Below are 21,297 nucleotides of genomic sequence, written 5' to 3'. Positions count from 1 at the left end.
GCGGATAATATGCGTCGAAACGTTGAAGAGATGAGTGATGATTTCGGACCCGGGCACCCCTACCCTCGATCAGCTACGAGTGTTTCTCACCGTGGTCGATGTCGGCAGTTTCGCCGGCGCGGCGCGTAAACTGCATCGCGCCACATCGGTGGTGAGTTACTCGATCGCCAACCTGGAAATGCAGCTGGGCGTCACCCTGTTCGATCGCAAGACCACCCGCAAACCGCAGTTGACCGACGCCGGACGCACCGTCCTGGCTGAAGCGCGCACTATCTACAATGGAATAGACGGTTTGCGGGCCAAGGTCCGCGGGCTACTGCACGGCCTGGAAGCCGAGGTGCATCTGGTGCTCGATGTCATGTTGCCCGGCGAACGTGTGGTCGACGCGCTCAAGGCCTTTCGCGAGCAATTCCCGACCGTATCGTTGCACCTGCACATGGAAGCCCTCGGCGCCGTGGCGCAACGGGTGCTCGATCGCGGAGCGACGCTGGGTGTGAGCGGCCCACTGACCAACAGCATTGACGGGATCGAGCGCATCGGCGCGGGCAGCGTGGCGCTGATCCCGGTCGCGGCTCCCGACCATCCGCTGGCGGCATCGGCGCCCAATTCGCCGGGTGCCGGTCGCGCCCACGTGCAGTTGGTCCTCACTGATCGCTCCAGCCTGACCCAGGACCAGGAGTTCGCAGTCGTCGGCACGCGCACGTGGCGCCTGGCGGATCTGGGGGCCAAGCACATGTTGCTGCGCGAAGGGATTGGCTGGGGCAACATGCCAATCGATCGAGTGCGTGAAGACCTGGCCAGTGGACGACTGGTGCAGCTCCAATTGCCAGACTGCACCGGCGGCGACTACACCTTCGATATCATCTACCGCACCGACACCCCGCCAGGACCCGCGGCCAATTGGCTGATCGAGCGATTCAAGGCACAGGCGGCGCAGGGCGCTGCCGACGGAGCATGGGATGCGCAAGACTGAACCGGATACACCGCCCCTTCACGACCATCACCGCGTCACGGCCGAATCGATGCTGCACTACATGCCCGGCCAGCCGCAGATAATGCCGCCGCATCCGCAGGTTCAGGACGTGCTGGTGCAGTTGTTCAGTCACCACTCGATTACCGAGCCAATACTGGTACCCGCCGTGGCCGAACCTCTGCTGGTATTGGTTCTGGCGGGCGCCGCCCGGGTCGAGGAACGGCACTTGGGGGGTGAATGGGAAGCCGTCGACGTCCGCGCCGGTGATTTTTATCTCACCAATACCGACGAACCTTACGAAATGCGCTGGCAAACACAAGGCTGCGACACCTTCACGGTCATGCACCTGTACCTCGGTTTGTCATTGATCGATCAGGCCGCGCGCGAAGTCCTGGGTGAGCAGGCTGGCCCCGTCACTTTCCTCGATATTTCCGGCGACCGGGATGAGCGGGTGAGCTTCATGATGGATCAACTGCGCGGCGAGCTCATCGACGAGCGCCAGCCCAGTCCATTGTTTGCCCACGGCTTGGCCCAGGCGCTGGCTGTTCACCTGGTACGCCGCTATCTCCATGGGCACAATGGAAACCGGCGCAGCAACGCGCTCCAGGCGTACAAGCTGCGCCGGGTCGACGACGCGATGAATCACCACTTGGATAACGACTTCAGCCTTGCATATCTGGCCGAGATTGCAGACCTGAGCGAGTACCACTTCAGCCGGATGTTCAAGCGTGCCACGGGCCTTTCGCCTTCGCAGTACTTTATCCGCCTGCGCATGAGCCGCGCTCGGCACCTGCTGCTCGAGACGGACCGCAGCATCATCGATATAGGCCTTGAAGTCGGTTATTCGAGCCCAAGCCATTTTTCCCAGGTGTTCCGCCGTGAAGTGGGCGTCACGCCCAGCGCCTATCGCCAGGCATGACCAGCCACCTCGACACCCGGCGTGACGTCTGATTTAGAAGCTCATGTTCGATAAAATCGAATAGCTGTGCAAAGTCTCATATCTGGATCTGACGAGGTGAAAAGACTTGGGACCGCCTATGGCCGAAAGCTCAAGACAGCTTTGAACAACGGATCATTCAGATACGCAACATTCAATCTCGTCCATGGATTGATACGCGATTGCTCCGGTGAAAAAATGTGTCCAGGGGCGATCATGAAACCCTTTGGAAGCAGCTGTCGCGTCAGCTCCCTGGCATCGTCGATGTGAGCAAACCTGACCCACAGATACAGACTTTGCTCAGGACGAACAAATACCTCGGCGCCTATTTCGTCCAGAATCTGCAACCCTTGCGTGGTAGCGGTCTTCAGCCGTTCTTGCAGACGGATCAGATGTCGCAGGAAATGCCCCTCCATCAGAATCGCGTCCACGGTTCGCTCACAAAGCTCCGATGTGCTGGTATGCAGCAGCATTTTCAGGTCGCCCAGTTCATCGATGACATCTTTATTGCCGGCGATAAACCCAACCCTTAAAGCCGCAGAGACCGATTTGGAAAAGCTGCCCACGTACAGCGAGCGGCTCAACTGGTCCAGCGCAGACACCTTGATGGCCGATGCCGGTTTGAAATCCGCCAACGCGTCGTCGTCCACCAGGATGAAGTTGTGCGCTTGCGCTAACTGAACCAACCGATGGGCTTTGCCGGGTGAGATATCGGAGCCCGTCGGGTTGTGCCCGACCGACTGCATGAAAAACAATTTTGGCTTATGCACAAGCAGATGCTGTTCCAGCACCTCCATGTCCGGCCCATCCGCCAATCTTGGGACGGACAGCATCAGCGCTCCTTGCAATTGCAACTTGCCGAACAGCGGGTAATAGCCGGGATCCTCGACCAACACGTAATCCCCCGGGGCGACAAAACGGCGAATGATCAGATCCAATGCGTGGTTCGCCCCATGGGTGGTGACGATCTGGCGTGGGCTGGCAGCAATTGAATAGGTCGCGAGTTTTTGCACCAGGTGTTGGCGAAGAGCGGCATTCCCTAGCCGATTCCCGTAGCGAAAAAGTGTCGTGACCCCGATGCGCATGATCTGCCGGGTGAACTTGTCCAGCCGCAAATCCATCAGCCACTCGACGGGCGGAAAACCCTCGCCGAGTGGCGATTGGCTGGGCTCACGGACAAATTGCTGGCGCATGAGCCAGATGGTGTCCATCGCCCGGGTGAACGGCAGTGGCTCTTCGGGTTCGTTGTTGCTCGGTGCGCCTTGTTTGACGAAGAAGCCCTGCCCATGGCGCGCTTCGACAAGCCCTTGCGAGGCCAGCGATTCATAAGCGTTGATCACGGTATTTTTCGAATGGCCAAACAAGCGCATGCATTCGCGCAGTGATGGCAAGCGGTCACCGACTCGGTAGGTGCCATTGCCGATTTGCTCGACCAATGACGCCGCCAGTTGCTGGGCAAGTGTCAGCCGTGACATCGAAAGGAATCCTGAGTGAATGAATCGCAGAGGGTACAGCTTAGGTACTGTCTGTCCAAACTGTACCTTTTTCGCCAAGACACATGCGCATAGGGTGACAACCATTCAACAACAATAACTGCATCAGGACTCGCCAAATGAGTATCGACTCCCGCCTCCCCATGTTCCGCAGCATGTCGCCCGCCGAACGCCTGGGTCACTTGCAAGAGCTGCTCGAGCTGCCAGAAGCCGATATTGCCCTGCTACGCGATGCCGGCGCCCTGCCCCTGGAAATAGCCGACGGCATGATCGAGAACGTCATCGGCAAATTCGAATTACCCTACGCCGTCGCGAGCAACTTCCAGATCAATGGTCGCGACGTCATCGTGCCGCTGGTGGTCGAGGAGCCTTCGGTCGTCGCGGCTGCCTCATTCATGGCCAAGCTGGCGCGCGAGGCCGGTGGTTTCCAGACGTCCAGCTCCCTGCCGCTGATGCGCGCCCAGGTACAGATTGTCGACATCGAAGATCCGTTCAATGCCCGCCTGAGTCTCTTGCGCCGCAAAGACGAAATCATCGAACTGGCGAACCGCAAGGACCAACTGCTGAACACGCTGGGCGGTGGTTGCCGCGACATCGAAGTGCACACCTTCGCCCAGAGCCCTCGTGGGCCGATGCTGGTTGCCCACCTCATCGTCGACGTGCGCGACGCCATGGGTGCCAATACCGTGAACACAATGGCTGAAGCGGTGGCGCCGCTGATGGAAGCAATAACCGGCGGCACGGTTCGACTGCGGATTTTGTCCAACCTGGCCGACCTGCGTCTTGCCCGAGCCCAGATCCGCATTGCGCCTGGGCTGCTTGCAACTTCAGCCTTCAAAGGCGAGGACGTTATCGAAGGGATTCTCGATGCCTACAACTTCGCCGTCGTCGATCCTTATCGGGCAGCCACTCACAACAAGGGGATCATGAACGGCATCGACCCGCTGATCGTCGCCACGGGCAACGACTGGCGCGCGGTCGAAGCGGGTGCACACGCCTATGCCTGCCGCAACGGCCATTACGGTTCGCTGACCACCTGGGAAAAAGATGCCAAAGGGCATCTCGTCGGCACCCTGGAAATGCCCATGCCTGTCGGCCTGGTCGGCGGTGCCACCAAGACTCACCCACTGGCACAATTGTCGCTGCGCATCCTCGGTGTGAAGACCGCGCAGGAACTCGCCGAAATCGCTGTGGCCGTCGGCCTGGCACAAAACCTGGGCGCGCTGCGCGCACTGTCGACTGAAGGAATCCAACGCGGTCACATGGCGTTGCACGCGCGCAACATTGCCCTTTCCGCTGGCGCCAGAGGTGAAGAGATCAACTGGCTAGTCAAGCAAATGGTCGAGGCTGGTGACGTGCGCTCAGACAAAGCGGCTGAACTGCTCAAGCAAATGCGTGCACAGTCATGATCAGGACCGTCTCGTAGAAACGAACCAAGTCACATCTCTCTTCACGTTCATAACAATAAAAGCCCGCAGGGGCGATGGGAGAACCTTTATGAAAGCCGAATTGTTTGAAGTATGGGGCGACACGGTAGACGGTCGCCACCTGCTGTACTCCATGGGCATCGGCGCAGTCGTCAGCCTGGGCGCTTTCTTCTTGGCGCAGCACCTGCTTGTCGGCTGGGTAGCGTCCGCGCAGATGGCCCGCGCGTACGCGATGCTGGTGGGGATTGTCGGTTGTCTGGCAGGCGGAGCCATCAGTGCCGCGCTGTTCAAACCCAAGCGTCATGTCGTAGAGCTTGTGGCAGATCCGGCATGGCGTTCAAAGATCCTGCTCGAGTTGCAGAATGAATACGGCCCCCTTGGCCGCCTGAGCGACCTGCCACCCGCCACGCTGGCGGAGCTACGTGAGTTGGATCTTTATGATCTGTTCGCTGACTACGAGAAAGGTCTTCAGGCCTCTTCGGAAAGCTTCGATGCCCCCGCAGCCACTGTCAGCACGGTGAGCATCAATGGGGGTCGGTCATGATCGAACCGTTGCTGGATCAGGTCCTGATAGCGTTGGGCATGGGTATCCTGGGCGCCATTGTGTTCGCCGGGATCGGGCTCATTTCAGGTAGCGATGAAACCACTACGCTCGCCCCGCTGACTTTACTTGTCGTTCTGCTGGGCGTGCCTGCCGCAGGGGTGCTGACATTCTTCCTGGCAGGCGCCGTGGCCAAACACATGACCCACGCCGTACCGACGGCCCTGTTGGGTATTCCGGGCGACACCATGGCAACGCCACTGATGCGCGAAGCCAACTTCCTGCGCAACCTGGGCGTGCCCCACATTGCGCTGCGCAAGATGATCTCGGGAGCGGTCATTGCTGCGTTGATCGCTGTGCCGATGGCCGTGCTGTTCGCCGTGATGCTCGCGCCGTTCGGTGACATGATCAAGCGCGCGGCACCTTGGGTGTTCCTGGCGGCGGCGATTGCCATTGCATGGTTCTCCAAAGGCCGCCTGGCGGCTGTGTTGACGCTGATCCCCTTCGTCATGGTGATCGTCGGCCTGCAAAGCGTCACCGGGCAGTATGGGGTCAAGCTCAGTGTCAGTTACTTCCTCGGCATTGCCATCGGTCCGCTGATCGCCGCGCTGTTCTGCATGCTCGCACCTGCCGAGCGAGCGACCATGCGACGCCAAGAGGTGCGCACTTTTTCCCTATCGCCCGACGTAAAAAGCTGGGGCGGTTTTTTTCCAAATCCGCTCAGGGTGTTGGACCGCAAACAAAGCCTGTGGACCGCCGTCACAGCCGTGGTCTCCAGCGCCACCTTCGTGTTCAGCCCGGTTGCCATGACCGTCATCATGGGCGAAGTGGTCGGTTCCAGGGTCAAGCACGTCTACCACCGCATGACCACCGTCATAACCGCGCGAAACGGGGTCACCGAATCGACCTACATCGCTGAAGCATTGATCCCGCTGATCGCTTTTGGTCTGCCTCTGAGCCCTGTTGCAGCGGGCCCGGCAGCGCCACTCTTCAATGCGCCCCCGCGCTTTAGCGTCGACACAGCGACCGGTCAGGTGCACAACTTGCACTCACTGCTGAGCACTTGGGAGTTCCTGGGATACGGCATGTTGGCAGTCGTCGTTGCCATCCTGATTGCTTACCCCTTCACCATGAATTACGCGCACAGAGCGGCCTCCTACGTGTCGCGCAAAATCAGCCACGAAGCGGTGATCTCGACGTTCGTTGGCCTGATCCTGGTGATTGGTATCTGGGAAGGCGGCCTCTTGGGGTTGCTGGTCATCATTACCATCGGGCTGCTGGGCGGATTTCTTTCACGCTTCCTGGGGTTCAACATCGGCGTGCAGTTCATGGGCTATTACACCGCCGTACTCACTGTCCCTGCACTCGTTGCCCTGATGCGCGCCTGACTCCCGGCAAACATGGCTCAAATGGGGCGTAGCTTCGCCAGCAATGCTCGAAGCGTCGCCTTATGGCTCTCGAGACCTTCGTTGCTCAGTTCATACTCCTGCACGGCGGCGCTTCGTCCGGAATCCTTACTGTTTTGAATCAGTCGGCCCAACAGCAACTGCTTTTCATGCAACGCTCGAATCGCGACCCAGAGCGCTTCTTCCACCGTTTCATTCTGGGCTTTGGACAATACGGTATAGGTATAGCTGTGGCCGGTGTGGCAACGGAAACGCAGCGGTGTGGACCCCAGCTCCCACAGCGCGCCTCCGCATTCAGGGCACGATATCCCAGCCTTCTCACCTACCGCCTCCAAGGCATAGGCGCCGCCTGAACTCAGATCCTCAGTGAGGTCGTTTTCCGTGGCAAAAGGCTCGATACGCCTCGGCTCCCAAGGCGAGTCAGCTTCGGTTACCCACTGCTGGATGGTCTGCCCCAGGGTCTTTCCCAGTTCATCGAGCGGCAAGCATCCGTCCACCTCAACATGCCGAAGCGCATTCATCGGCATGGAGGGGGCTTCGGCTGTCTGCGGATCTTGAACGAATGCCATGCCGCCGTAGGCCTTGATCGCCTGAAGGCCGACGACACCGTCATCGAGCTCACCGGTCAGCACGACACCGATTGTCCTATGCCCGTAGCTGATGGCAGCGGAGCGAAACATCGGATCAATCGCCGGGCGGGAATGGTTTTCCTTGGCGCTGAGGGCCAACTGCAACGTTCCCCGTTTGATCAGCAGATGCCTGTCCGGCGGCGCGACGTAGATACGACCGCTCTCTATCGGTTCTTCGGACATCGCAAAATCGATGCCCATGGAACTTGCCCCCGCCAGAAGGTGTGGCAGCAGACTTTGTCGATCGCCTATGTGCATCGTAATGAAGATCGCAGCGCGCAAGTCGCTCGGAAGATGGGCAAGCAGTTCGCGTAACGCCGCGAGTCCACCGCTGGAAGCGCCAATTACGATGATGTTGTCATTACGGCTTTGTTGCGCCATGGAGACTTCCTGACGAGCGACCTGGTCGCATGTTCACGCTTCAACACCGAGGCTTATCCTGAGATTTTCCTGGGGGAGATTTTCCTCGGCCTCAGGTGTCCAGGGATTACATTCAGCGCCTGTCCTGCTTCTTCTGATACGTTTGAGCAACCGAAGGTTCGGAAAATCTCACCCTCAATTTCCAAGGTATTGAGATCCGGGATTTCGGCAACGCCCACAACTGCCGATGTTTCAGCCGATACCAAAACAGTCATGATTCTCCCGGATGCTGCCAGTGACCTACTGAACATGGAAAGGCGCACTCACCCTGCGCTGTTAAGACGTCAGTCTGATAGGTATACGATGAATCTCGACCGTCCCGGCCCGGAAAAAACCCTTTGCGACATCAGCCAGAACATTCCTGTACCTGACAACGCGATCTGTTTCGGCGCATACGTCCTGATCCCACAGCATCATTTGCTGTTGAGAAACGGCGAGCCCGTCCCGCTTGGCAGCCGCGCACTGCTCCTGTTGATCACCATGGCCACGCGTGCCGGTGAGTTGATGGAGAAAGCCCAATTGCTCACCCTCGTCTGGCCCAGGGTGGTGGTCGAGGAATGTAATCTGCGGGCGCAGATCCTGACTTTACGTCGCACCTTCGCCGCCAATGGCGACCTCGGCTACATCGCCACCGTGCCGGGTCGCGGCTATCGTTTCGCCGCGCCGATAACCACGCTATCGAACTCCGCCAGGCAGCCCGACAAGCCTGCAAACGCTGAACTACAAGACCCAATAAAGCGGATATTCGGCCGGGAAGAACTGCTGGACACGCTGGAAAAACAGCTCGAGCAGCGCCGCTTCGTGACCATCACCGGCCATGCAGGCATTGGCAAGACCACGGTTGCCCTGGCCTTGGCGAACCGGATGCGGCAGCGATATCCGCAAGGCGTCAGTTTTATCGATCTCGCCCCGGTCAGTCGCGGTCAGTTGGTGCACGTCGTCATCGCCGCAGCCTTGGGGATCGACTGCACGGCCGCCGACCCGTCAACCGTGATCGCCAGTAGCCTCGCCACCAGCCAGGCATTGCTCATTCTGGACAACTGCGAGCACGTCCTCGAAGAAATCGCCAAGTCCATCGAAACGATCCAGCGCGGTGCCCGGCAATGCTCGGTGCTGGCCACGAGCCGCGAGCCGCTGCGCGCCGAAGGTGAGTTCGTGCATGACCTGGCCGCCCTGCCGTTTCCAACGCCGGATGCCCGCCTGGACACGGTGCAAGCGCTGGGCTACCCCGCCATCGCGCTGCTGGTGGAGCGCATCGCAGCGCACGATCTGGGTTACGTCTTCACGCAGCAGGACGTCCCTGCCGCTGCCGCTATCTGCCGCAAACTCGACGGCAATGCACTGGCTATCGAGATCGCCGCCGCACGGGTACGAGCATTCGGTATCGAGCCTCTGGTGAAGATGCTTGACGGCAGCTTTCGCTTGCAAATGACCGGTCAGCGTACCGCGCTCCCCAGGCATCGCACCCTGGGGGCCGCGCTGGACTGGACCCACGCGATGCTCTGCGGCGCCGAACAAGCCATGCTTCGCCGACTGTCGGTGTTCACCGGCGTGTTCACCTTGCGCGCGGTAGAGGCCGTGATTGCCGTCGATAACCAGGACCCGGCGCAACTGATGGAAAACCTGGTGGACAAGTCGCTGGTGATCTCCTGCGGGCAAGGCTCGGCCAGACGCTACCGGCTGCTGGAAACCACCCGCCTCTATGCCGCAGAGAAACTTGCGGCGCAGGATGAAACCGACACCATTGCACGGTGTCACGCTAACTGGACGCTGGATGAGTTGAATGCGTCTGTACAAGACCTCGTCACCACCACCCCACAGGCCTGGCTCGCTCGGTATGGGACACAAGTCGACAGCGTTCGCGCTGCGCTTAACTGGGCGTATTCATCGCGAGGCGACTACGGATTGGCGGTGGAGCTGACGCTGGCCAGCCTGCCGCTCTGGTTGCGCCTTTCACTCAGCGCTGAATACTACGACTGGGTCAACCGCGGCCTGCAGCCCATCTACGACGGTGCGCCAATCCAGCAACGCCAACGCATGCTGCTATTGACCGCCTCGGCCAGCGTCATGATGCTTACCTTTGGTGGCGGTGCCGAAATCCGCAAGGCATGGCAGCAAGTCAGCGAAGACGCGCGGATGCTCAATGACACCGAGCATCAACTGCGTGCGCTGTGGGGCCTGTGGCACGATAGAAGCTGCGCGAATCAATACATTGCCGCACTTGAGCTGGCCGATCGGTATGTGGCGTCAAGCCAAGGCGCGGCCCACAGCGAGCGTCAGTTGCTCGGCCTGCGCATGCGCGCCAATGCGCAGTTCCACATGGGTCGGCTTGAAGATGCACGGCGCTCGGTGGTCGAAGCCCTGAGCGCCCCACTCTCGACGAACACCCACTTGATCGACCTGCATTTCGACCAACGTATCGCCGCGCGGTCGCTGAAGGCGAAGATCCATTTGCTGCAAGGGGATGTCGCGGCGGCGCTGTCGACCCTGGAAAAAAGCGTCAGCCAGGCCATCAGCCTCAATCATCCAGCCACGCTGTGGTACACGTTGTGTGTCGGCGCGATTCCGACTGTTTTATTAGTGGGGAATGAGCGAAAGGCGCGCGATTACCTGTCGGTGCTGCAAGACAGCCTGGAAGCTCATGATCTTTATTTGTGGCGCCAGTTCAGCCGGTGTTTCGAGCACATATTGCTAATCCGCCAGGGCTCTGCGGAAGAAGGCGTGCCGCGCCTGGGCGAAGTCCTGGCACAGTTGCAGGACCAGGGAGGCAGCCCACTTTATAGCCTGCTTCGCAGCGAATACGCCTTGGGGTTGGCCATGCTCGGGTTGGAGCACCGCAGCCTGGCGATTATCGATGAAACCCTGCAAACCGCGCGAAGCCGCGAGGAGCGCTGGTTTATTCCGGAACTGCTGCGCATCAAGGCGCAGCTTCTGCTCAAGCAAGGCCACCCGCTGTCACATCGCGTGCTGCAGGATGCGTGGAACGAGGCTGACAACCAGGGTGCGCATTTCTGGTCGACGCGCATTGCCGCGGACCTTGACCGTTTGAAGACGCGCGTCTGCAACGCCGGTTGAACTTTCAAATCAACCGCGCCGCCACCAGCAGGTCGGCCACGGCCTGGAAGGTAGAGTCAGGCACCGGTTCACCGGGCACCGCACGCTTGGCAATATCAGCGGCCAGCTTGGCGTTCAAGCCGTGGGCGATACCCAAGGTCGCCGCTTCCGCCAGCATGGCCGACGAGTCCTGCGGCTCGGCGCGGCACACCACAACGGGAACGGGCGTCTCGCCACGGACATAACGCACACCGACAACCCAGCCGCCGCTGGTGCCGATCATCAGCGAGGCACGACCCAGCCCCAATTTGGTCGCCAATGCCTGCATTTCCCGACGCTGGCGCTGACGTTCGCTCTTGATCAGCGGGTCGCCGTCGACATCCTTGCGCTCGCGTTTCTGCTCGCTGCGGGTCATTTTCATGTCGCGGCCAAACAACCAGCGCTGCATCAGCACGTCGACGCAACCGACCAGCAGAAACGCGGCCAGCACGGTCAGCATCAAGGGCTTGAGCACCAGGTAAAACGTCGATTCGATACATCCGGCACCGCAACGCGATGATTCCATCAGCGCCTGCAAGGCATGCCGGCCGACCACGTAAAATGCCAAGGCGAGCATGACCAGCTTCACCAGCCCCTTGAGGAATTCCACGAAACTGCGCATCGAAAAAATACGCTTGAAGCCTTCAGCCGGGTTGATGCGCTTGAAATCCGGCTTGATCGGCTCCACCGAAAATACAACGCCGCGCATTGAAACGATGTTAGTGACGATGACCACGCCTACCGTCACCGAAACCACCGGCAAGGTGATCGTCAGCACCAGCTGCTCGGCGCTGTCCAGCACCCGAGGCCAGACGGCGTGAAACGGCTCGATGTACAGCAGCGCAACCATGTCCAGCAACGCCGCCACTTGAGCCTGCGCTCGCGGCAACAGGATCGATATGCAGAGTGTGCAGAACAGGATGACCATCCCGGACACCAGGTCCTGGCTTTTGGCGACCTGCCCCTTCTGCCTTGCATCACGCAGTTTCTTGTCCGTGGCCGGCTGGGATTTTTCTTCGCTGCTATCGCCCATGCAAGGCCCGCGATGAACAACGGCTCATAACGAACCTGCGAGGGTTTTGAGGAACTCCACGGTACCGCGAAATTCGCCCAACTGGTCGAGCATCACCGGAATCAGGAAGCCGATGTAGATCACCATCAACACTGTGAAAAACAGGTTCTTTACCGGCAGCGACATGTCGAAAATATGCAGGCTTGGCGCCATCCGCGACAGATACGCGAGCATCAGGTCGGTTACCAGCAAGCAGATGATCAGCGGCGAAACCATCAGCACACCGACGCGCATCACCTGGTCGAGAATCGACAGCACGGCCATCAGCGCCGAGCTGGCGAACAACGGGGTAAACGCCGTTACCGGCCACAACTGGTAACTGTGGTAATAGCCGTCGACCAACATGATGAAGCCGCCGGACATGAAGAACAGCGTAATCAGCATCACCGTCAAAAGCGTCGCCATGACGCTGGACTCGCCGGACGACAACGGGTCGACCAGTTGCGCCATGGTCGAGCCGCGCTGCAGGTCGACCAGCTCCCCCGCCACCTCGGCCGCCCAGAACGGAATGCCGAATAACAGCCCGATAAGCACGCCGATCAGCATCTCCTTGACCATCAAGCCCGCGAGAAAAAAACTGCCGTGCTCGGGTAACGCCGTGAAAGCGCCGAATACCGGCACGAACATCGGAATGGCGATCGCCACCGCGACGCAGCCGCGGATCATGCCGGTCAGGCCGAGGCGATTGAACGCCGGGGTAATGAGCACCACGCCCATGGCACGGCTGGCCGCCAGTGCCGCCGAGCTGATGACCGGGTACGCAACCTCGAGGAAGGCGTTGGCGACGTTGGCATCCATTTAGGCTCAGCGCGTCCACAACGGGAAGTTATCCAACACTTCACTGCCAAGCTCGGCGACCTGGCTGGCCAACAGCGGCCCGACGAACACGATCACCAGCAGCACGGCAACCAGCTTCACCACTTGCGGCAAGGTCTGGTCCTGGATTTGCGTCAGCGCTTGCAGCAACCCCACGCCGAGGCCGACAACGATGGCGATACCAAGCGCGGGTGCTGACAGCAACAGCACGGTCATCAACGCCTTGTTCATCAACGAAAGAAAAACATCCTGCCCCATGATTTCACCCGTAACTAAGAATCAGGCCATGCATCAAGCGCGACCAGCCGCTCAAGGCAACAAAGAGAAAAATCTTCAGCGGTATCGATATGAGCGTCGGTGAAACCATCGACATGCCCATCGCCATCAAGACGTTGGCGACCAGCAGATCCACCACCAGGAACGGGATGTACAGCAGGAAGCCGATCTCGAACGCGCGCGTCAGCTCAGAGCTGACGAAGGCTGGCACCAATACCACCAGATCATCGTCGCGCAGGTCTGCGCGGGCTTCAGGCGACCAGATCGTTTCGGTGGCCTGCACGAAAAAACCGCGCTCGCTTTCGTTGGCGAACCGCGACAGATGTGCCTGCAACGGCGGCCTGAGTGCATCACCGAGCTCGCGCAGTTGCTCGACGTTTTCCATATTCAAGTTTCGCCCTTCCACTTGGCGATACATGTCACCAATCAACGGCGTCGTCACATACACCGAAAGGATCAGGGCGATGCCATACAGCACCAGGTTCGGCGGCGTCTGCTGCACACCCAGGGCGTTGCGAATCAGAAACAGCACCACGGATATCTTCATGAAACCCGTCAGGGTCACCACGGCCAGCGGAATAAGGCCGATGGTGGCAACGACCAGAATGATTTCGATCAGGTTGGGCTGGTAGCCATTCATGGCGTGCAGAAGCTCAGAAGACGCACGCCCAGACCGTCGCCAATCTTCACGAGTTGGCCCTGGCCGACGCGTCGGCCGTTGACCATAAGGTCGACGCCGGCATGCATCTGCGGCGCCAGCTGCACCAGGCTTCCCGCGCCCAACTCACGCAATTGCGCCAGCGACAGGTCCACGCTGCCGACCTGACACACCAGTTTGAGCGGCAGGTCGTCCAGCGTGGTGTCAAGCGCAGTGTCCAAATCGGACCCGACGGTTGTTACAGACATGGGATGTTCCTTCAAGAAGTTAACGGCAGTCAGTTTTTCAAGCAGCTTCAAGGTCTCGCCATCGCGTTCAGCGCGAGCTTGCCGATGAGCGCCGAGCACCAGCCGAACCTGCGCCTCGGGCCAGTCCTCCAGCATCAGCACATCACCCGGCCGCAGGCTGCGCAGCTCGGCCACGCTCAGCCAGGCCTCGCCCCCCTCCACCGCCAGCGGCAAATACAGCGCAGCCAATGGTTGGGTGGCGGGGGCGGCGTACTGATCCAACAGTTCGGCGATCAGGCGGGCGGCGTGAGCGCTCATATGCAGCGGCACCGCCCACGGTGAATGCTGGGCAACCTCCACCTGCAGCATCAGGCTCAGCACAGGCGGCGAGTCAGCCACGTCCTCTGGATCCATAACCCGCAATGACTGGCCGGTCAGTTGCTCCAGCGGTTCGATCAGGCTGAGCAAAGCCAATTCCAGCAGCAGCGCGCCGGGCAACCGCTGCAAATGCTCCAGCGGGTAATCCGCCAACCCGAGCAGCTCCAACGCCGGAGTCGGCAGTTGCAACACAAGCGGGTGATCACCCAGCGATAAATGGATGTCGAGCAATGGCTCGACCGGCGCGGTGACACCGGCCAACAGCACGCTGACCGGCTGGTCGGCGCAGTGCCCTTGCCAGGGTGCGCGGGGGCGATGCAGGCGATTGTGCAACGTCAGCCATTGCGGATCGTAGATGGGCAATCCGCTCAGCGCTGTATCGGTGCCGGGCTCCGGCGCCCAGCACTCGCGCTCGCGGCAGGTCATGCCGGCCCCCCAGGCGCCGCAGCAGGAATATCCTCGGCATCGTCCCGAGACTCCCCGGCGCGACGCTCGCTTTGCAGACGCCCCTCAAGCAGCGAGTCGCAGGCATCGGCCTGACGCTGCCGCGCCATGCGGGCAGCGCGAAACATTTCGCGCTCCTGCTCCTGTACCTCGAGCAACTGCGCAGTCCGCTCAACCGATTCTTCCAACTGATGCCGACTATCCGCCAGCTCGTTCAGATGTTCCTGGGCCGCGTGCCAGGCATTGATCGACAGCCCGTCACTGAAAGACCCGTAGATGCGCTCAGCCTCGCGAGCAAGCGATTCGCGATGCAAGTGCAATTTGTCCCTGGCGTCATCGAGGGCATGATGCGTGTCGCTGCACCGTTGCTGCTGAGCGGCCAACTGGCTGGCGGCACGCTGCTCGCGCAGCTGACGCAAGGCCTGCAAGCTGCGTAAATCATTGGTCTTCATAAAGCCTCCGGATTCATGCCAAAACCTTGCGCATGTGGCTGAGCGTCTGTTCGGCACTGCTCGGTTCAGCCGCGCCCTGGCGCATGAACGCTTCGATGGCGGCATGCCGTGCGATGGCCTCGTCGGCCAGCGGGTCGCTGCCGGTGGCGTATTCACCGACGCGGATAAGCATTTCGATTTCATTGCGTCGCGCCATCAGTTCGCGGATGCGCATGGCCAGGTGACGCTGCTCATCGCTGCAAACCTGGTCCATCAAGCGGCTGCGGCTGCGCAACACGTCCACCGCGGGGAAGTGATTGCGCTGGGCCAGTTCAGCGCTGAGCACAATGTGCCCGTCGAGAATCGAGCGCGCCTCTTCCGCGACGGGGTCCATCGATACGTCGCCTTCGGTGAGCACGGTGTACAGCGCGGTGATGCTGCCGACCGGGCCAGGCCCTGCACGCTCCAACAGACGTGGTAACGCGGAGAAAAATGACGGCGGATACCCGCGCCGGGTCGGCGGTTCGCCCACAGCCAAGCCGATTTCCCGTTGCGCACGGGCAAACCGGGTCAGGCTGTCCATCAGCAGCAACACATCGCGGCCCTGATCGCGGTGATATTCCGCCAGCGCCGTGGCGACGTATGCCGCGCGCACCCGCTCAGCGGCGGGCCGGTCAGAGGTCGCGACCACCGCCACGGTGCGTGCGCGTGCCTGGGCATCCAGTTGCACATCCAACAGCTCGCGCACCTCCCGGCCCCGCTCGCCGATCAGGCCGATGACGATCACGTCCGCGTCGGTGTGGCGCACAATGCTCGCCAGGAGCGAAGACTTGCCTACGCCCGGCTCGCCGAAGATGCCCATGCGCTGCCCTTGGGCCAGGGTCAGCAAACCATCGATTGAGCGCACGCCGAGGGACATGGGTTTGACAATCAGTTGTCGGGAAAACGGCGGCGGCGGTTCGGCATGCAGTGGGTAATGCCGCATGATTCCCAGGGGCAGGACCCCGTCGCCGTCCAGATAATCACCCATCGGGCTGATCACCCGGCCCAACTGCGCGTCGCCGACGCTGACCCCCAGCGTCTCGCCGGTGGCAATGATTTCGGTGCGGGTCGACAGGCCTTCCATCGAACCGATGGGCGACAGAATGGCTTCGTCCTGCTCAAACCCGATGACTTCCGCCGCCAGGCGGCGACCGCTGCTCGGATCGCACAATTGGCACAGCTCGCCGATGCGCACGCCGGCGACACTGGCCCGCAAGAGCACGCCGCGAATGCTGCGCACTGTGCCTTTCATGGGTCGCGGCCGCGCTTCGCCGAGGCGTTCGGCCAGGCGTGGAATAATCGCCGCCACTTCAACGCTCACGACTGCTGACCTTCTGCAAACGGCAGCAGGTAGCGGCGCAGGTTATTCAGTTGCGCCTCCAGCCCCAGTTCCACAGAACCGACAGGACTGCTCAGCCGCGCCTGGCCGGGCGCCAATTGATCGTCGGCTTCGACCGTGATCAGTGGCAGGCTATCCAGCTCCGAGTTCAGACGATGACGTACCGCCTCGACGTCCCGACGAGGTACCAACAGGCTCAAGGATTGATCCTGGCGAAACGCGTTCAGTGCCTTGCGGGCGCAACGCACAATTCGCTCAGCATCGTCCATGTCGTCGAGCACTTCACGCACGATGCCCAGGGCCAGGTCGGCCATGGACGCTTCCAGCCCAGACAACCAGGTATCGACCTTCAACGACGTCTCGACCAGCAACGCACCAATTTCCTCGGCGCCCTGTTGGCGAGCGCTTTCGAAGCCTGCCTCGCGAGCCTGTTCCAGCCAACGCGCGCTGTCGTTGCGCAGGTTCTGCGCCTCTTCCTTCGCGGCCTGGACAAAGGCATAGCCGTCGACCCACAGGTCGGCCTGCTCGGCACGAAGAATTCGCGCTGCTGGACGGGTAGGTAGTTCGCTCATCCGGCCACCTCTCCGTCTGGCGGACCAAATGCTGCGGCGGCGCGGCGCACGATGTTTGCGTCGCCTGTAGCAGGCGAGTCGTCGACCTGCGTCAACTCCAGACGCAACCGGAGCCAGTCACGCAACCCGGCCGGCTGGCGCTGCAGCCAGGCCGTCACACAACGGGCGCCATCGTGGTCAATGGCGTCGAGCAACTCGGCAGGTTCGCGCAACAGGTCCGCAGCGCCCGCCAGCGAGCGATGGGCGAGGGCCAGCGCAAACACCTCGCTGCCCAGCGCATCGCGCAATAAGTTGACCCGTTCGCTGCGAATTTCGCGGCTCAACGTCTGCGCGTGCCAGATCGCGCCGCACAGACGCGGCAAGCGCTTGAACGCTTCGGGAGAGAGCAACAGCACCGCAAGATCCTGTTCGTCCGGCGGCGGCACAAGCGCCAGCGCCGGCAGGCGGAAATGGCCCATCAACTGCTGGAGCAGCCGCGCCTGGAAACGCGGCATGGTGTACAGCGCCGCCTGCTGTTGAGCGGTTAGCGGCTGCGACCAGCACTCACGCAGATGGCGCGTATTGACGAAGCTCAACGGTTGCTCGAGCAAGGTTTGCCAGGCTTGCTGCTGGGGGCTTGGAGCTGCTGTCATTGCGCGTCTTCCAGCACGTACACCGACTGGGCGCCGCGCCGCTGCCAGTGCTGCCAACCGATAACGCCGGCAAGCCCCAGGGTGCAGAGCAGCAGCAAACCGAAGATCAGCCGCGCCCGGGGCAGATTGTCTTCCAGCATCCACATGCCCAGGAAGCTCGCCAGGCGCGGCTGGGCACCGCTGCGTTGGCCGGCGGCAGCGGCCTTGATGGCCGTCACCGAAACGCCTTCGTAGCTCAGGCCGGAGATCCCGTTGGCGACCAGCGTCTTGATCTGCGGGATCAATTGATTGATATCGGTGGCCGGGTCATAGCGCACCAGCACGGATGCCGAGGAAGGCGATATCACGCGCTTGAGCAAGTCGTTGTCCGGCAACACGACGTGCACCCGAGAGGAGATGATGCCGTCGATTTCCGACACGCTGTGGGACAGTTCTTCGCTCAAGGCGTAGACCATTTGCGCCCGCTCCTGGACCGGCGATGACACCAGGCCATTGCTCTTGAAGACCTGGCCCAGGTTGGAAAACGACTGGCCCGGCAACCCTGCTTCATCGAGCAACGCCATGGCTTGGGCGAAACGTTTTTCGTCCACCACCACCGTCAGTTGGCCGTTTTCCTGCACCTTGCGCGAGGCCGGAACGCCGTCGCGCAACAGGACGGCAACCATGGCATTGGCCTCGCGCTCGCCCAGGTTGGTGTACAGGTCGATATCGCAGGCCTGCAACAATCCAGCAAAGGCAACGACGATCGTCAAACGCAGGGCACGGCAGCGATGGGACATGGCTTATTGACCTTTCAAAAGCGTGTTGGCGGAGCCGGATATCTGCGTTGCACCGCGCACCACCATTTGCGTCTCGATGGAATAGTCGAACATCTTGCCCAGCGAATGGACGATCTGATCGACCTGTTGTTCGCCGACCTTTTTCGGCGGCTGCCCGCTGTTGGCGTGGTTTTGTGCCGACGCCACCGCTGGTGTATTACCCGGCCCCGAGGCAGCGCCGGGCGGTGAGCCATTGGTGAGCGCATCGGCCCGTTCGGAGAAACTGCGCGAGCGGTCGATGAATCCGTTCAGGCGCTCCATCAAGCCTTCGCCGATCTGATGCGGGCTAGCGCCTTGGGGCATGCCCTTGGCATTGCCGGCCATGTGTTCGAAGAGGTTCTGCGAGGTTTGTACGCCTGACGGCGGCAATGCCGCCGTGGCGGGTGCTGCAAGACTTGCGGTCATGGCGGCGGCCTACTCTTCGTCGTCTTCGGACGACTGGGCTTCGTTCAGCATTTCCTGGGCCTTGGGCATGATGATGAACTGCCCGGCGACGGTAACGGCTTGGGTGATCAGGGCTTCGGTGAGTTCGTCATCGCTCATTTCTGCCTTGGATTTGTCCACTGCGGCATTGAACTGCGCTTCCGGCGTCGGGGGAACATGGGTGGTGCTGTCGACAGGGCTGACTGACATCGTATTGCTCCTTACCAGTGGGTTATGGGCTTGCTGTTTTTGCTTTTCGGGTTTCAGTGGCTGGCTTCCAGGGTCACCACGCCCCCACGAAATACGCGCACACCGCGCTCCCGCGCGACGGGGGCAGTGACGTGGCGTTGCTGGTGGTCGACATGCTGCTGGACCATGCCCAGGTACGCCGGTGGTCCCGAGACGAACAGCTCATCGCCATCGGGGCCTGCACGGGACGACAGCTGCTTGCCGTAGACGTCCAGGCTGCCCAGGTAATCTTCAAGCTGCTCAAGGTCGTGCCCCTGGGCCTTGAACAGGCGCGTGGCGTTTTCAGCGTCGGCGCTCAGGTACAGAATGTTGCCGTCGAAGTACCAGCTCAGGCCGTTGACGTTGCACAGCTGCGTCAGGAAATCCCCCGCTGACTCGCCGCGAACCTTGCTGCGAGACTTGCCACGAACCTTGTCCGACATGACCACGATGAGCCCCAGGTTGTGGCCGAACTCCTCCAGCGCGGCGCGCACATCCTGCTCGACCAGCACGTAGGCATACGGCTCGGCGAACCACTGCGGCGCATCGCCGGTCGGCGCGTCTGCGGCGCGTACGCCGGTCGAGGCCAGAACCGCCGTCAGTGCCCAGAAAAACCAGTTTTTGAATGAAGGATTACCCATGACGGCGTCCCCCACATCTGCCGACGGTGGAACGGGAAACACCGCGCACATAACGTTCGCTATTGCGCTTCAACTCGATAAAATGAAGCGCGCGCCGGGTGAGCCGTTTCGGTTGGTCGGCCCCCGCCGCTGATCGAGCCATTGCCCCGCCGTCCTCGAACCAAGAGTCTTTCCCATGCCCAGTCGCTTTGCCCCCACGTTGATCTTGCTTGGCAGCGTCACGCTCGCATCCTGCAGCACCCCGCCCGCCTCCGACGGCAGTTACGAACGCTTTATGGGGCTGGCAGCCGACCTGCAACAACGCGGCGACACCGTGACCGCCGCCGGGCTTTATGAAAAGGCCACGCAGCTGCCGCAGGCGCAAATCGAGGCCTGGCTCAAACTGGGCGAAGCACGACTGGCCAACGGTGATGCGCGAGGCGCCGAGCGCGCCTATCAACAAGCGCTGGAACGCCAACCAGACAGCGCAGCCGCCTTGCTCGGCCTGGGCAGCGCACAACTGCGCCAAGGTAAACTGGACCGCGCGGTGACGGTGCTGACCCAGGCCAGTGCGCAACCCGATCAACCCGAAGCGTTCAACCGGCTGGGCATCGCGCAGATTCTGCGGGGCCAGCCCGACGCGGCCCAGGCGGCGTTCAGCCAGAGCCTCACGATGGCTTCCAACGACCTCGACACCCGTTGCAACCTCGCCCTGGCCTACGCCCTGGGCGGCAAATCGCAACGGGCGCTGGACACTATCCATAGCGTCGTCGAGTCCGCACGCGCCCTGCCCCGTCACCAACGCAACGCGCTGCTGATCAGCGTGCTCGCCGGCCGCGAAAATGACATCCGCACCCTGGACGACATTTCCAACGAAGAGCGCAACAACCTGTTGGTTGAAGCGCGCCGTATCAAGGCCATAAAAGACCCGCAAGCCCAGGCGCGCGAGTTGGGGCTGGTCGATACTCAGTAGGCGAAGGACAGTCATTGGCGCTCCTGCTTGTCGGCCCTTGCCTGCTGCTCGGATTGGCGCCGGCGCAGCTCCTCGCGGTCATAACCGTCAATGTAGACCTGCGCCGCACGCCCCACGGGCGCGGCCATGGTCGGACCGGTCGCCCTGCCCTGGAACAGATCCGAACGCTGCTCGACCATCTGCAAAAGCGTAAGGTTGTTGGCGCAGCCGGGTGGCAATAACGGCACGTGCGCTTCTTCATCGTTGCCCGATTGATCCTCGACCGAAGGCTTCAAGCACTCCACCGGCACCAGTTCGACCCGGCCGTCGGCGCGGGTCAGCGCCTGGTAATCCGGCGAGTAGCTCGCGGGTGTCAGCTGGGTCTTGCAACCCGCCAGCAGCGTCAACGCCAGGCCTATCAGCAGCAGTACACGATTCATGGTTGCTCCC

The 21,297-nt window shown here is 61.3% G+C and carries 24 protein-coding genes; 7 read left to right on the top strand and 17 right to left on the bottom strand.

Features of this window, described 5'->3' with window-relative positions; all coding sequences use genetic code 11:
- Positions 1-37: 37 nt before the first annotated feature.
- Together J3P95_RS11470 and J3P95_RS11465 are read left to right on the top strand one after the other, a co-directional pair.
- A complete protein-coding gene (locus J3P95_RS11470; RefSeq protein WP_434577213.1) occupies positions 38-973 on the top strand; it encodes a LysR family transcriptional regulator in 936 nt (311 codons plus the stop codon).
- Entirely contained in the window at positions 960-1,892 is a 933-nt protein-coding gene (locus J3P95_RS11465; protein WP_434577215.1) for a helix-turn-helix domain-containing protein, read from the top strand. The genes J3P95_RS11470 and J3P95_RS11465 overlap by 14 nt, the downstream gene beginning before the upstream one ends.
- A 116-nt stretch (positions 1,893-2,008) precedes the next feature.
- On the opposite strand, the gene J3P95_RS11460 is transcribed toward J3P95_RS11465, so the two are convergent.
- Positions 2,009-3,385 carry a PLP-dependent aminotransferase family protein gene (locus J3P95_RS11460; RefSeq protein WP_434577217.1) on the bottom strand — a complete coding sequence of 459 codons (1,377 nt, stop codon included), beginning with the start codon at positions 3,383-3,385 and terminating at the stop codon, positions 2,009-2,011.
- A gap of 137 nt (positions 3,386-3,522) precedes the next feature.
- On the opposite strand from J3P95_RS11460, the gene J3P95_RS11455 reads away from it, so the two are divergent.
- The 3 genes from J3P95_RS11455 (at position 3,523) to J3P95_RS11445 (ending at position 6,759) form a co-directional block, all read left to right on the top strand.
- Positions 3,523-4,812, top strand: coding sequence for a hydroxymethylglutaryl-CoA reductase, degradative (locus J3P95_RS11455; RefSeq protein WP_434577219.1), 1,290 nt, complete (start codon positions 3,523-3,525; stop codon positions 4,810-4,812).
- An 88-nt stretch (positions 4,813-4,900) separates the two neighbouring features.
- A complete protein-coding gene (locus J3P95_RS11450; protein WP_434577221.1) occupies positions 4,901-5,374 on the top strand; it encodes a hypothetical protein in 474 nt (157 codons plus the stop codon).
- On the top strand, positions 5,371-6,759 hold the full coding sequence (locus tag J3P95_RS11445; protein WP_434563151.1) for a tripartite tricarboxylate transporter permease: 1,389 nt from the start codon (positions 5,371-5,373) through the stop codon (positions 6,757-6,759). Before J3P95_RS11450 ends, J3P95_RS11445 begins: the two co-directional genes overlap by 4 nt.
- Before the next feature lie 17 nt (positions 6,760-6,776).
- On the opposite strand, the gene J3P95_RS11440 is transcribed toward J3P95_RS11445, so the two are convergent.
- Together J3P95_RS11440 and J3P95_RS11435 are read right to left on the bottom strand one after the other, a co-directional pair.
- Entirely contained in the window at positions 6,777-7,787 is a 1,011-nt protein-coding gene (locus J3P95_RS11440; RefSeq protein ID WP_434563149.1) for a chemotaxis protein CheB, read from the bottom strand.
- A 53-nt stretch (positions 7,788-7,840) separates the two neighbouring features.
- Entirely contained in the window at positions 7,841-8,041 is a 201-nt protein-coding gene (locus J3P95_RS11435; RefSeq protein ID WP_434577223.1) for a hypothetical protein, read from the bottom strand.
- Positions 8,042-8,129: 88 nt separating this feature from the next.
- On the opposite strand from J3P95_RS11435, the gene J3P95_RS11430 reads away from it, so the two are divergent.
- A complete protein-coding gene (locus tag J3P95_RS11430; protein ID WP_434577225.1) occupies positions 8,130-10,901 on the top strand; it encodes an ATP-binding protein in 2,772 nt (923 codons plus the stop codon).
- A 4-nt stretch (positions 10,902-10,905) separates the two neighbouring features.
- On the opposite strand, the gene J3P95_RS11425 is transcribed toward J3P95_RS11430, so the two are convergent.
- The 13 genes from J3P95_RS11425 to J3P95_RS11365 are packed head-to-tail and all read right to left on the bottom strand — an operon-like array spanning position 10,906 to position 19,916.
- Entirely contained in the window at positions 10,906-11,952 is a 1,047-nt protein-coding gene (locus J3P95_RS11425; RefSeq protein ID WP_434577227.1) for an EscU/YscU/HrcU family type III secretion system export apparatus switch protein, read from the bottom strand.
- Between the two features lie 24 nt (positions 11,953-11,976).
- Positions 11,977-12,789 carry a type III secretion system export apparatus subunit SctT gene (gene sctT / locus J3P95_RS11420; protein WP_434563143.1) on the bottom strand — a complete coding sequence of 271 codons (813 nt, stop codon included), beginning with the start codon at positions 12,787-12,789 and terminating at the stop codon, positions 11,977-11,979.
- Between the two features lie 6 nt (positions 12,790-12,795).
- On the bottom strand, positions 12,796-13,065 hold the full coding sequence (locus tag J3P95_RS11415) for an EscS/YscS/HrcS family type III secretion system export apparatus protein (protein ID WP_048726514.1): 270 nt from the start codon (positions 13,063-13,065) through the stop codon (positions 12,796-12,798).
- 4 nt (positions 13,066-13,069) lie between these two features.
- Complete coding sequence (sctR, locus tag J3P95_RS11410; RefSeq protein ID WP_186642427.1) at positions 13,070-13,723, bottom strand: type III secretion system export apparatus subunit SctR; 654 nt, start codon at positions 13,721-13,723, stop codon at positions 13,070-13,072.
- The gene (gene sctQ, locus J3P95_RS11405; RefSeq protein WP_434563141.1) at positions 13,720-14,772 is read right to left on the bottom strand and encodes a type III secretion system cytoplasmic ring protein SctQ; all 1,053 of its coding nucleotides are present in this window, start codon (positions 14,770-14,772) and stop codon (positions 13,720-13,722) included. Before sctQ ends, sctR begins: the two co-directional genes overlap by 4 nt.
- Entirely contained in the window at positions 14,769-15,242 is a 474-nt protein-coding gene (locus tag J3P95_RS11400) for a hypothetical protein (RefSeq protein WP_434563139.1), read from the bottom strand. Before J3P95_RS11400 ends, sctQ begins: the two co-directional genes overlap by 4 nt.
- Before the next feature lie 13 nt (positions 15,243-15,255).
- Positions 15,256-16,584: a FliI/YscN family ATPase gene (locus J3P95_RS11395; RefSeq protein ID WP_434563137.1), complete on the bottom strand. Its 1,329-nt coding sequence runs from the start codon at positions 16,582-16,584 to the stop codon at positions 15,256-15,258.
- A complete protein-coding gene (gene sctL / locus J3P95_RS11390; RefSeq protein WP_434563135.1) occupies positions 16,581-17,174 on the bottom strand; it encodes a type III secretion system stator protein SctL in 594 nt (197 codons plus the stop codon). The genes J3P95_RS11395 and sctL overlap by 4 nt, the downstream gene beginning before the upstream one ends.
- On the bottom strand, positions 17,171-17,806 hold the full coding sequence (locus J3P95_RS11385; protein WP_434577231.1) for a type III secretion protein: 636 nt from the start codon (positions 17,804-17,806) through the stop codon (positions 17,171-17,173). Before J3P95_RS11385 ends, sctL begins: the two co-directional genes overlap by 4 nt.
- The gene (gene sctJ / locus J3P95_RS11380) at positions 17,803-18,585 is read right to left on the bottom strand and encodes a type III secretion system inner membrane ring lipoprotein SctJ (protein WP_434577233.1); all 783 of its coding nucleotides are present in this window, start codon (positions 18,583-18,585) and stop codon (positions 17,803-17,805) included. Before sctJ ends, J3P95_RS11385 begins: the two co-directional genes overlap by 4 nt.
- A gap of 3 nt (positions 18,586-18,588) precedes the next feature.
- Positions 18,589-19,029 carry a hypothetical protein gene (locus tag J3P95_RS11375; protein ID WP_434563130.1) on the bottom strand — a complete coding sequence of 147 codons (441 nt, stop codon included), beginning with the start codon at positions 19,027-19,029 and terminating at the stop codon, positions 18,589-18,591.
- A 9-nt stretch (positions 19,030-19,038) separates the two neighbouring features.
- Positions 19,039-19,257: a hypothetical protein gene (locus tag J3P95_RS11370; RefSeq protein WP_434563128.1), complete on the bottom strand. Its 219-nt coding sequence runs from the start codon at positions 19,255-19,257 to the stop codon at positions 19,039-19,041.
- A gap of 53 nt (positions 19,258-19,310) precedes the next feature.
- Positions 19,311-19,916 carry a type III secretion protein gene (locus J3P95_RS11365; protein WP_434577235.1) on the bottom strand — a complete coding sequence of 202 codons (606 nt, stop codon included), beginning with the start codon at positions 19,914-19,916 and terminating at the stop codon, positions 19,311-19,313.
- A 175-nt stretch (positions 19,917-20,091) separates the two neighbouring features.
- Here J3P95_RS11365 and J3P95_RS11360 point away from each other — a divergent pair, with 175 nt between their 5' ends.
- Entirely contained in the window at positions 20,092-20,868 is a 777-nt protein-coding gene (locus tag J3P95_RS11360) for a tetratricopeptide repeat protein (protein ID WP_434577236.1), read from the top strand.
- 11 nt (positions 20,869-20,879) lie between these two features.
- On the opposite strand, the gene J3P95_RS11355 is transcribed toward J3P95_RS11360, so the two are convergent.
- The gene (locus J3P95_RS11355; RefSeq protein WP_434563122.1) at positions 20,880-21,287 is read right to left on the bottom strand and encodes a hypothetical protein; all 408 of its coding nucleotides are present in this window, start codon (positions 21,285-21,287) and stop codon (positions 20,880-20,882) included.
- Between the last annotated feature and the right edge of the window lie 10 nt (positions 21,288-21,297).

This window comes from Pseudomonas sp. Z5-35, assembly GCF_051131945.1.
GTDB classification, from domain to species: domain Bacteria; phylum Pseudomonadota; class Gammaproteobacteria; order Pseudomonadales; family Pseudomonadaceae; genus Aquipseudomonas; species Aquipseudomonas marvdashtae.
The sequence above is the reverse complement of the archived record's forward strand: the minus strand, read 5'-3'. Positions and strand labels throughout refer to the sequence as shown.

Coding starts and splice junctions, on each gene's coding strand:
- J3P95_RS11470 (WP_434577213.1), top strand. CDS start 38: ATGATTTCGGACCCGGGCACCCCTACCCTCGATCAGCTACGAGTGTTT.
- J3P95_RS11465 (WP_434577215.1), top strand. CDS start 960: ATGCGCAAGACTGAACCGGATACACCGCCCCTTCACGACCATCACCGC.
- J3P95_RS11460 (WP_434577217.1), bottom strand. CDS start 3,385: ATGTCACGGCTGACACTTGCCCAGCAACTGGCGGCGTCATTGGTCGAG.
- J3P95_RS11455 (WP_434577219.1), top strand. CDS start 3,523: ATGAGTATCGACTCCCGCCTCCCCATGTTCCGCAGCATGTCGCCCGCC.
- J3P95_RS11450 (WP_434577221.1), top strand. CDS start 4,901: ATGAAAGCCGAATTGTTTGAAGTATGGGGCGACACGGTAGACGGTCGC.
- J3P95_RS11445 (WP_434563151.1), top strand. CDS start 5,371: ATGATCGAACCGTTGCTGGATCAGGTCCTGATAGCGTTGGGCATGGGT.
- J3P95_RS11440 (WP_434563149.1), bottom strand. CDS start 7,787: ATGGCGCAACAAAGCCGTAATGACAACATCATCGTAATTGGCGCTTCC.
- J3P95_RS11435 (WP_434577223.1), bottom strand. CDS start 8,041: ATGACTGTTTTGGTATCGGCTGAAACATCGGCAGTTGTGGGCGTTGCC.
- J3P95_RS11430 (WP_434577225.1), top strand. CDS start 8,130: ATGAATCTCGACCGTCCCGGCCCGGAAAAAACCCTTTGCGACATCAGC.
- J3P95_RS11425 (WP_434577227.1), bottom strand. CDS start 11,952: ATGGGCGATAGCAGCGAAGAAAAATCCCAGCCGGCCACGGACAAGAAA.
- sctT (WP_434563143.1), bottom strand. CDS start 12,789: ATGGATGCCAACGTCGCCAACGCCTTCCTCGAGGTTGCGTACCCGGTC.
- J3P95_RS11415 (WP_048726514.1), bottom strand. CDS start 13,065: ATGGGGCAGGATGTTTTTCTTTCGTTGATGAACAAGGCGTTGATGACC.
- sctR (WP_186642427.1), bottom strand. CDS start 13,723: ATGAATGGCTACCAGCCCAACCTGATCGAAATCATTCTGGTCGTTGCC.
- sctQ (WP_434563141.1), bottom strand. CDS start 14,772: ATGACCTGCCGCGAGCGCGAGTGCTGGGCGCCGGAGCCCGGCACCGAT.
- J3P95_RS11400 (WP_434563139.1), bottom strand. CDS start 15,242: ATGAAGACCAATGATTTACGCAGCTTGCAGGCCTTGCGTCAGCTGCGC.
- sctL (WP_434563135.1), bottom strand. CDS start 17,174: ATGAGCGAACTACCTACCCGTCCAGCAGCGCGAATTCTTCGTGCCGAG.
- J3P95_RS11385 (WP_434577231.1), bottom strand. CDS start 17,806: ATGACAGCAGCTCCAAGCCCCCAGCAGCAAGCCTGGCAAACCTTGCTC.
- sctJ (WP_434577233.1), bottom strand. CDS start 18,585: ATGTCCCATCGCTGCCGTGCCCTGCGTTTGACGATCGTCGTTGCCTTT.
- J3P95_RS11375 (WP_434563130.1), bottom strand. CDS start 19,029: ATGACCGCAAGTCTTGCAGCACCCGCCACGGCGGCATTGCCGCCGTCA.
- J3P95_RS11370 (WP_434563128.1), bottom strand. CDS start 19,257: ATGTCAGTCAGCCCTGTCGACAGCACCACCCATGTTCCCCCGACGCCG.
- J3P95_RS11365 (WP_434577235.1), bottom strand. CDS start 19,916: ATGGGTAATCCTTCATTCAAAAACTGGTTTTTCTGGGCACTGACGGCG.
- J3P95_RS11360 (WP_434577236.1), top strand. CDS start 20,092: ATGCCCAGTCGCTTTGCCCCCACGTTGATCTTGCTTGGCAGCGTCACG.
- J3P95_RS11355 (WP_434563122.1), bottom strand. CDS start 21,287: ATGAATCGTGTACTGCTGCTGATAGGCCTGGCGTTGACGCTGCTGGCG.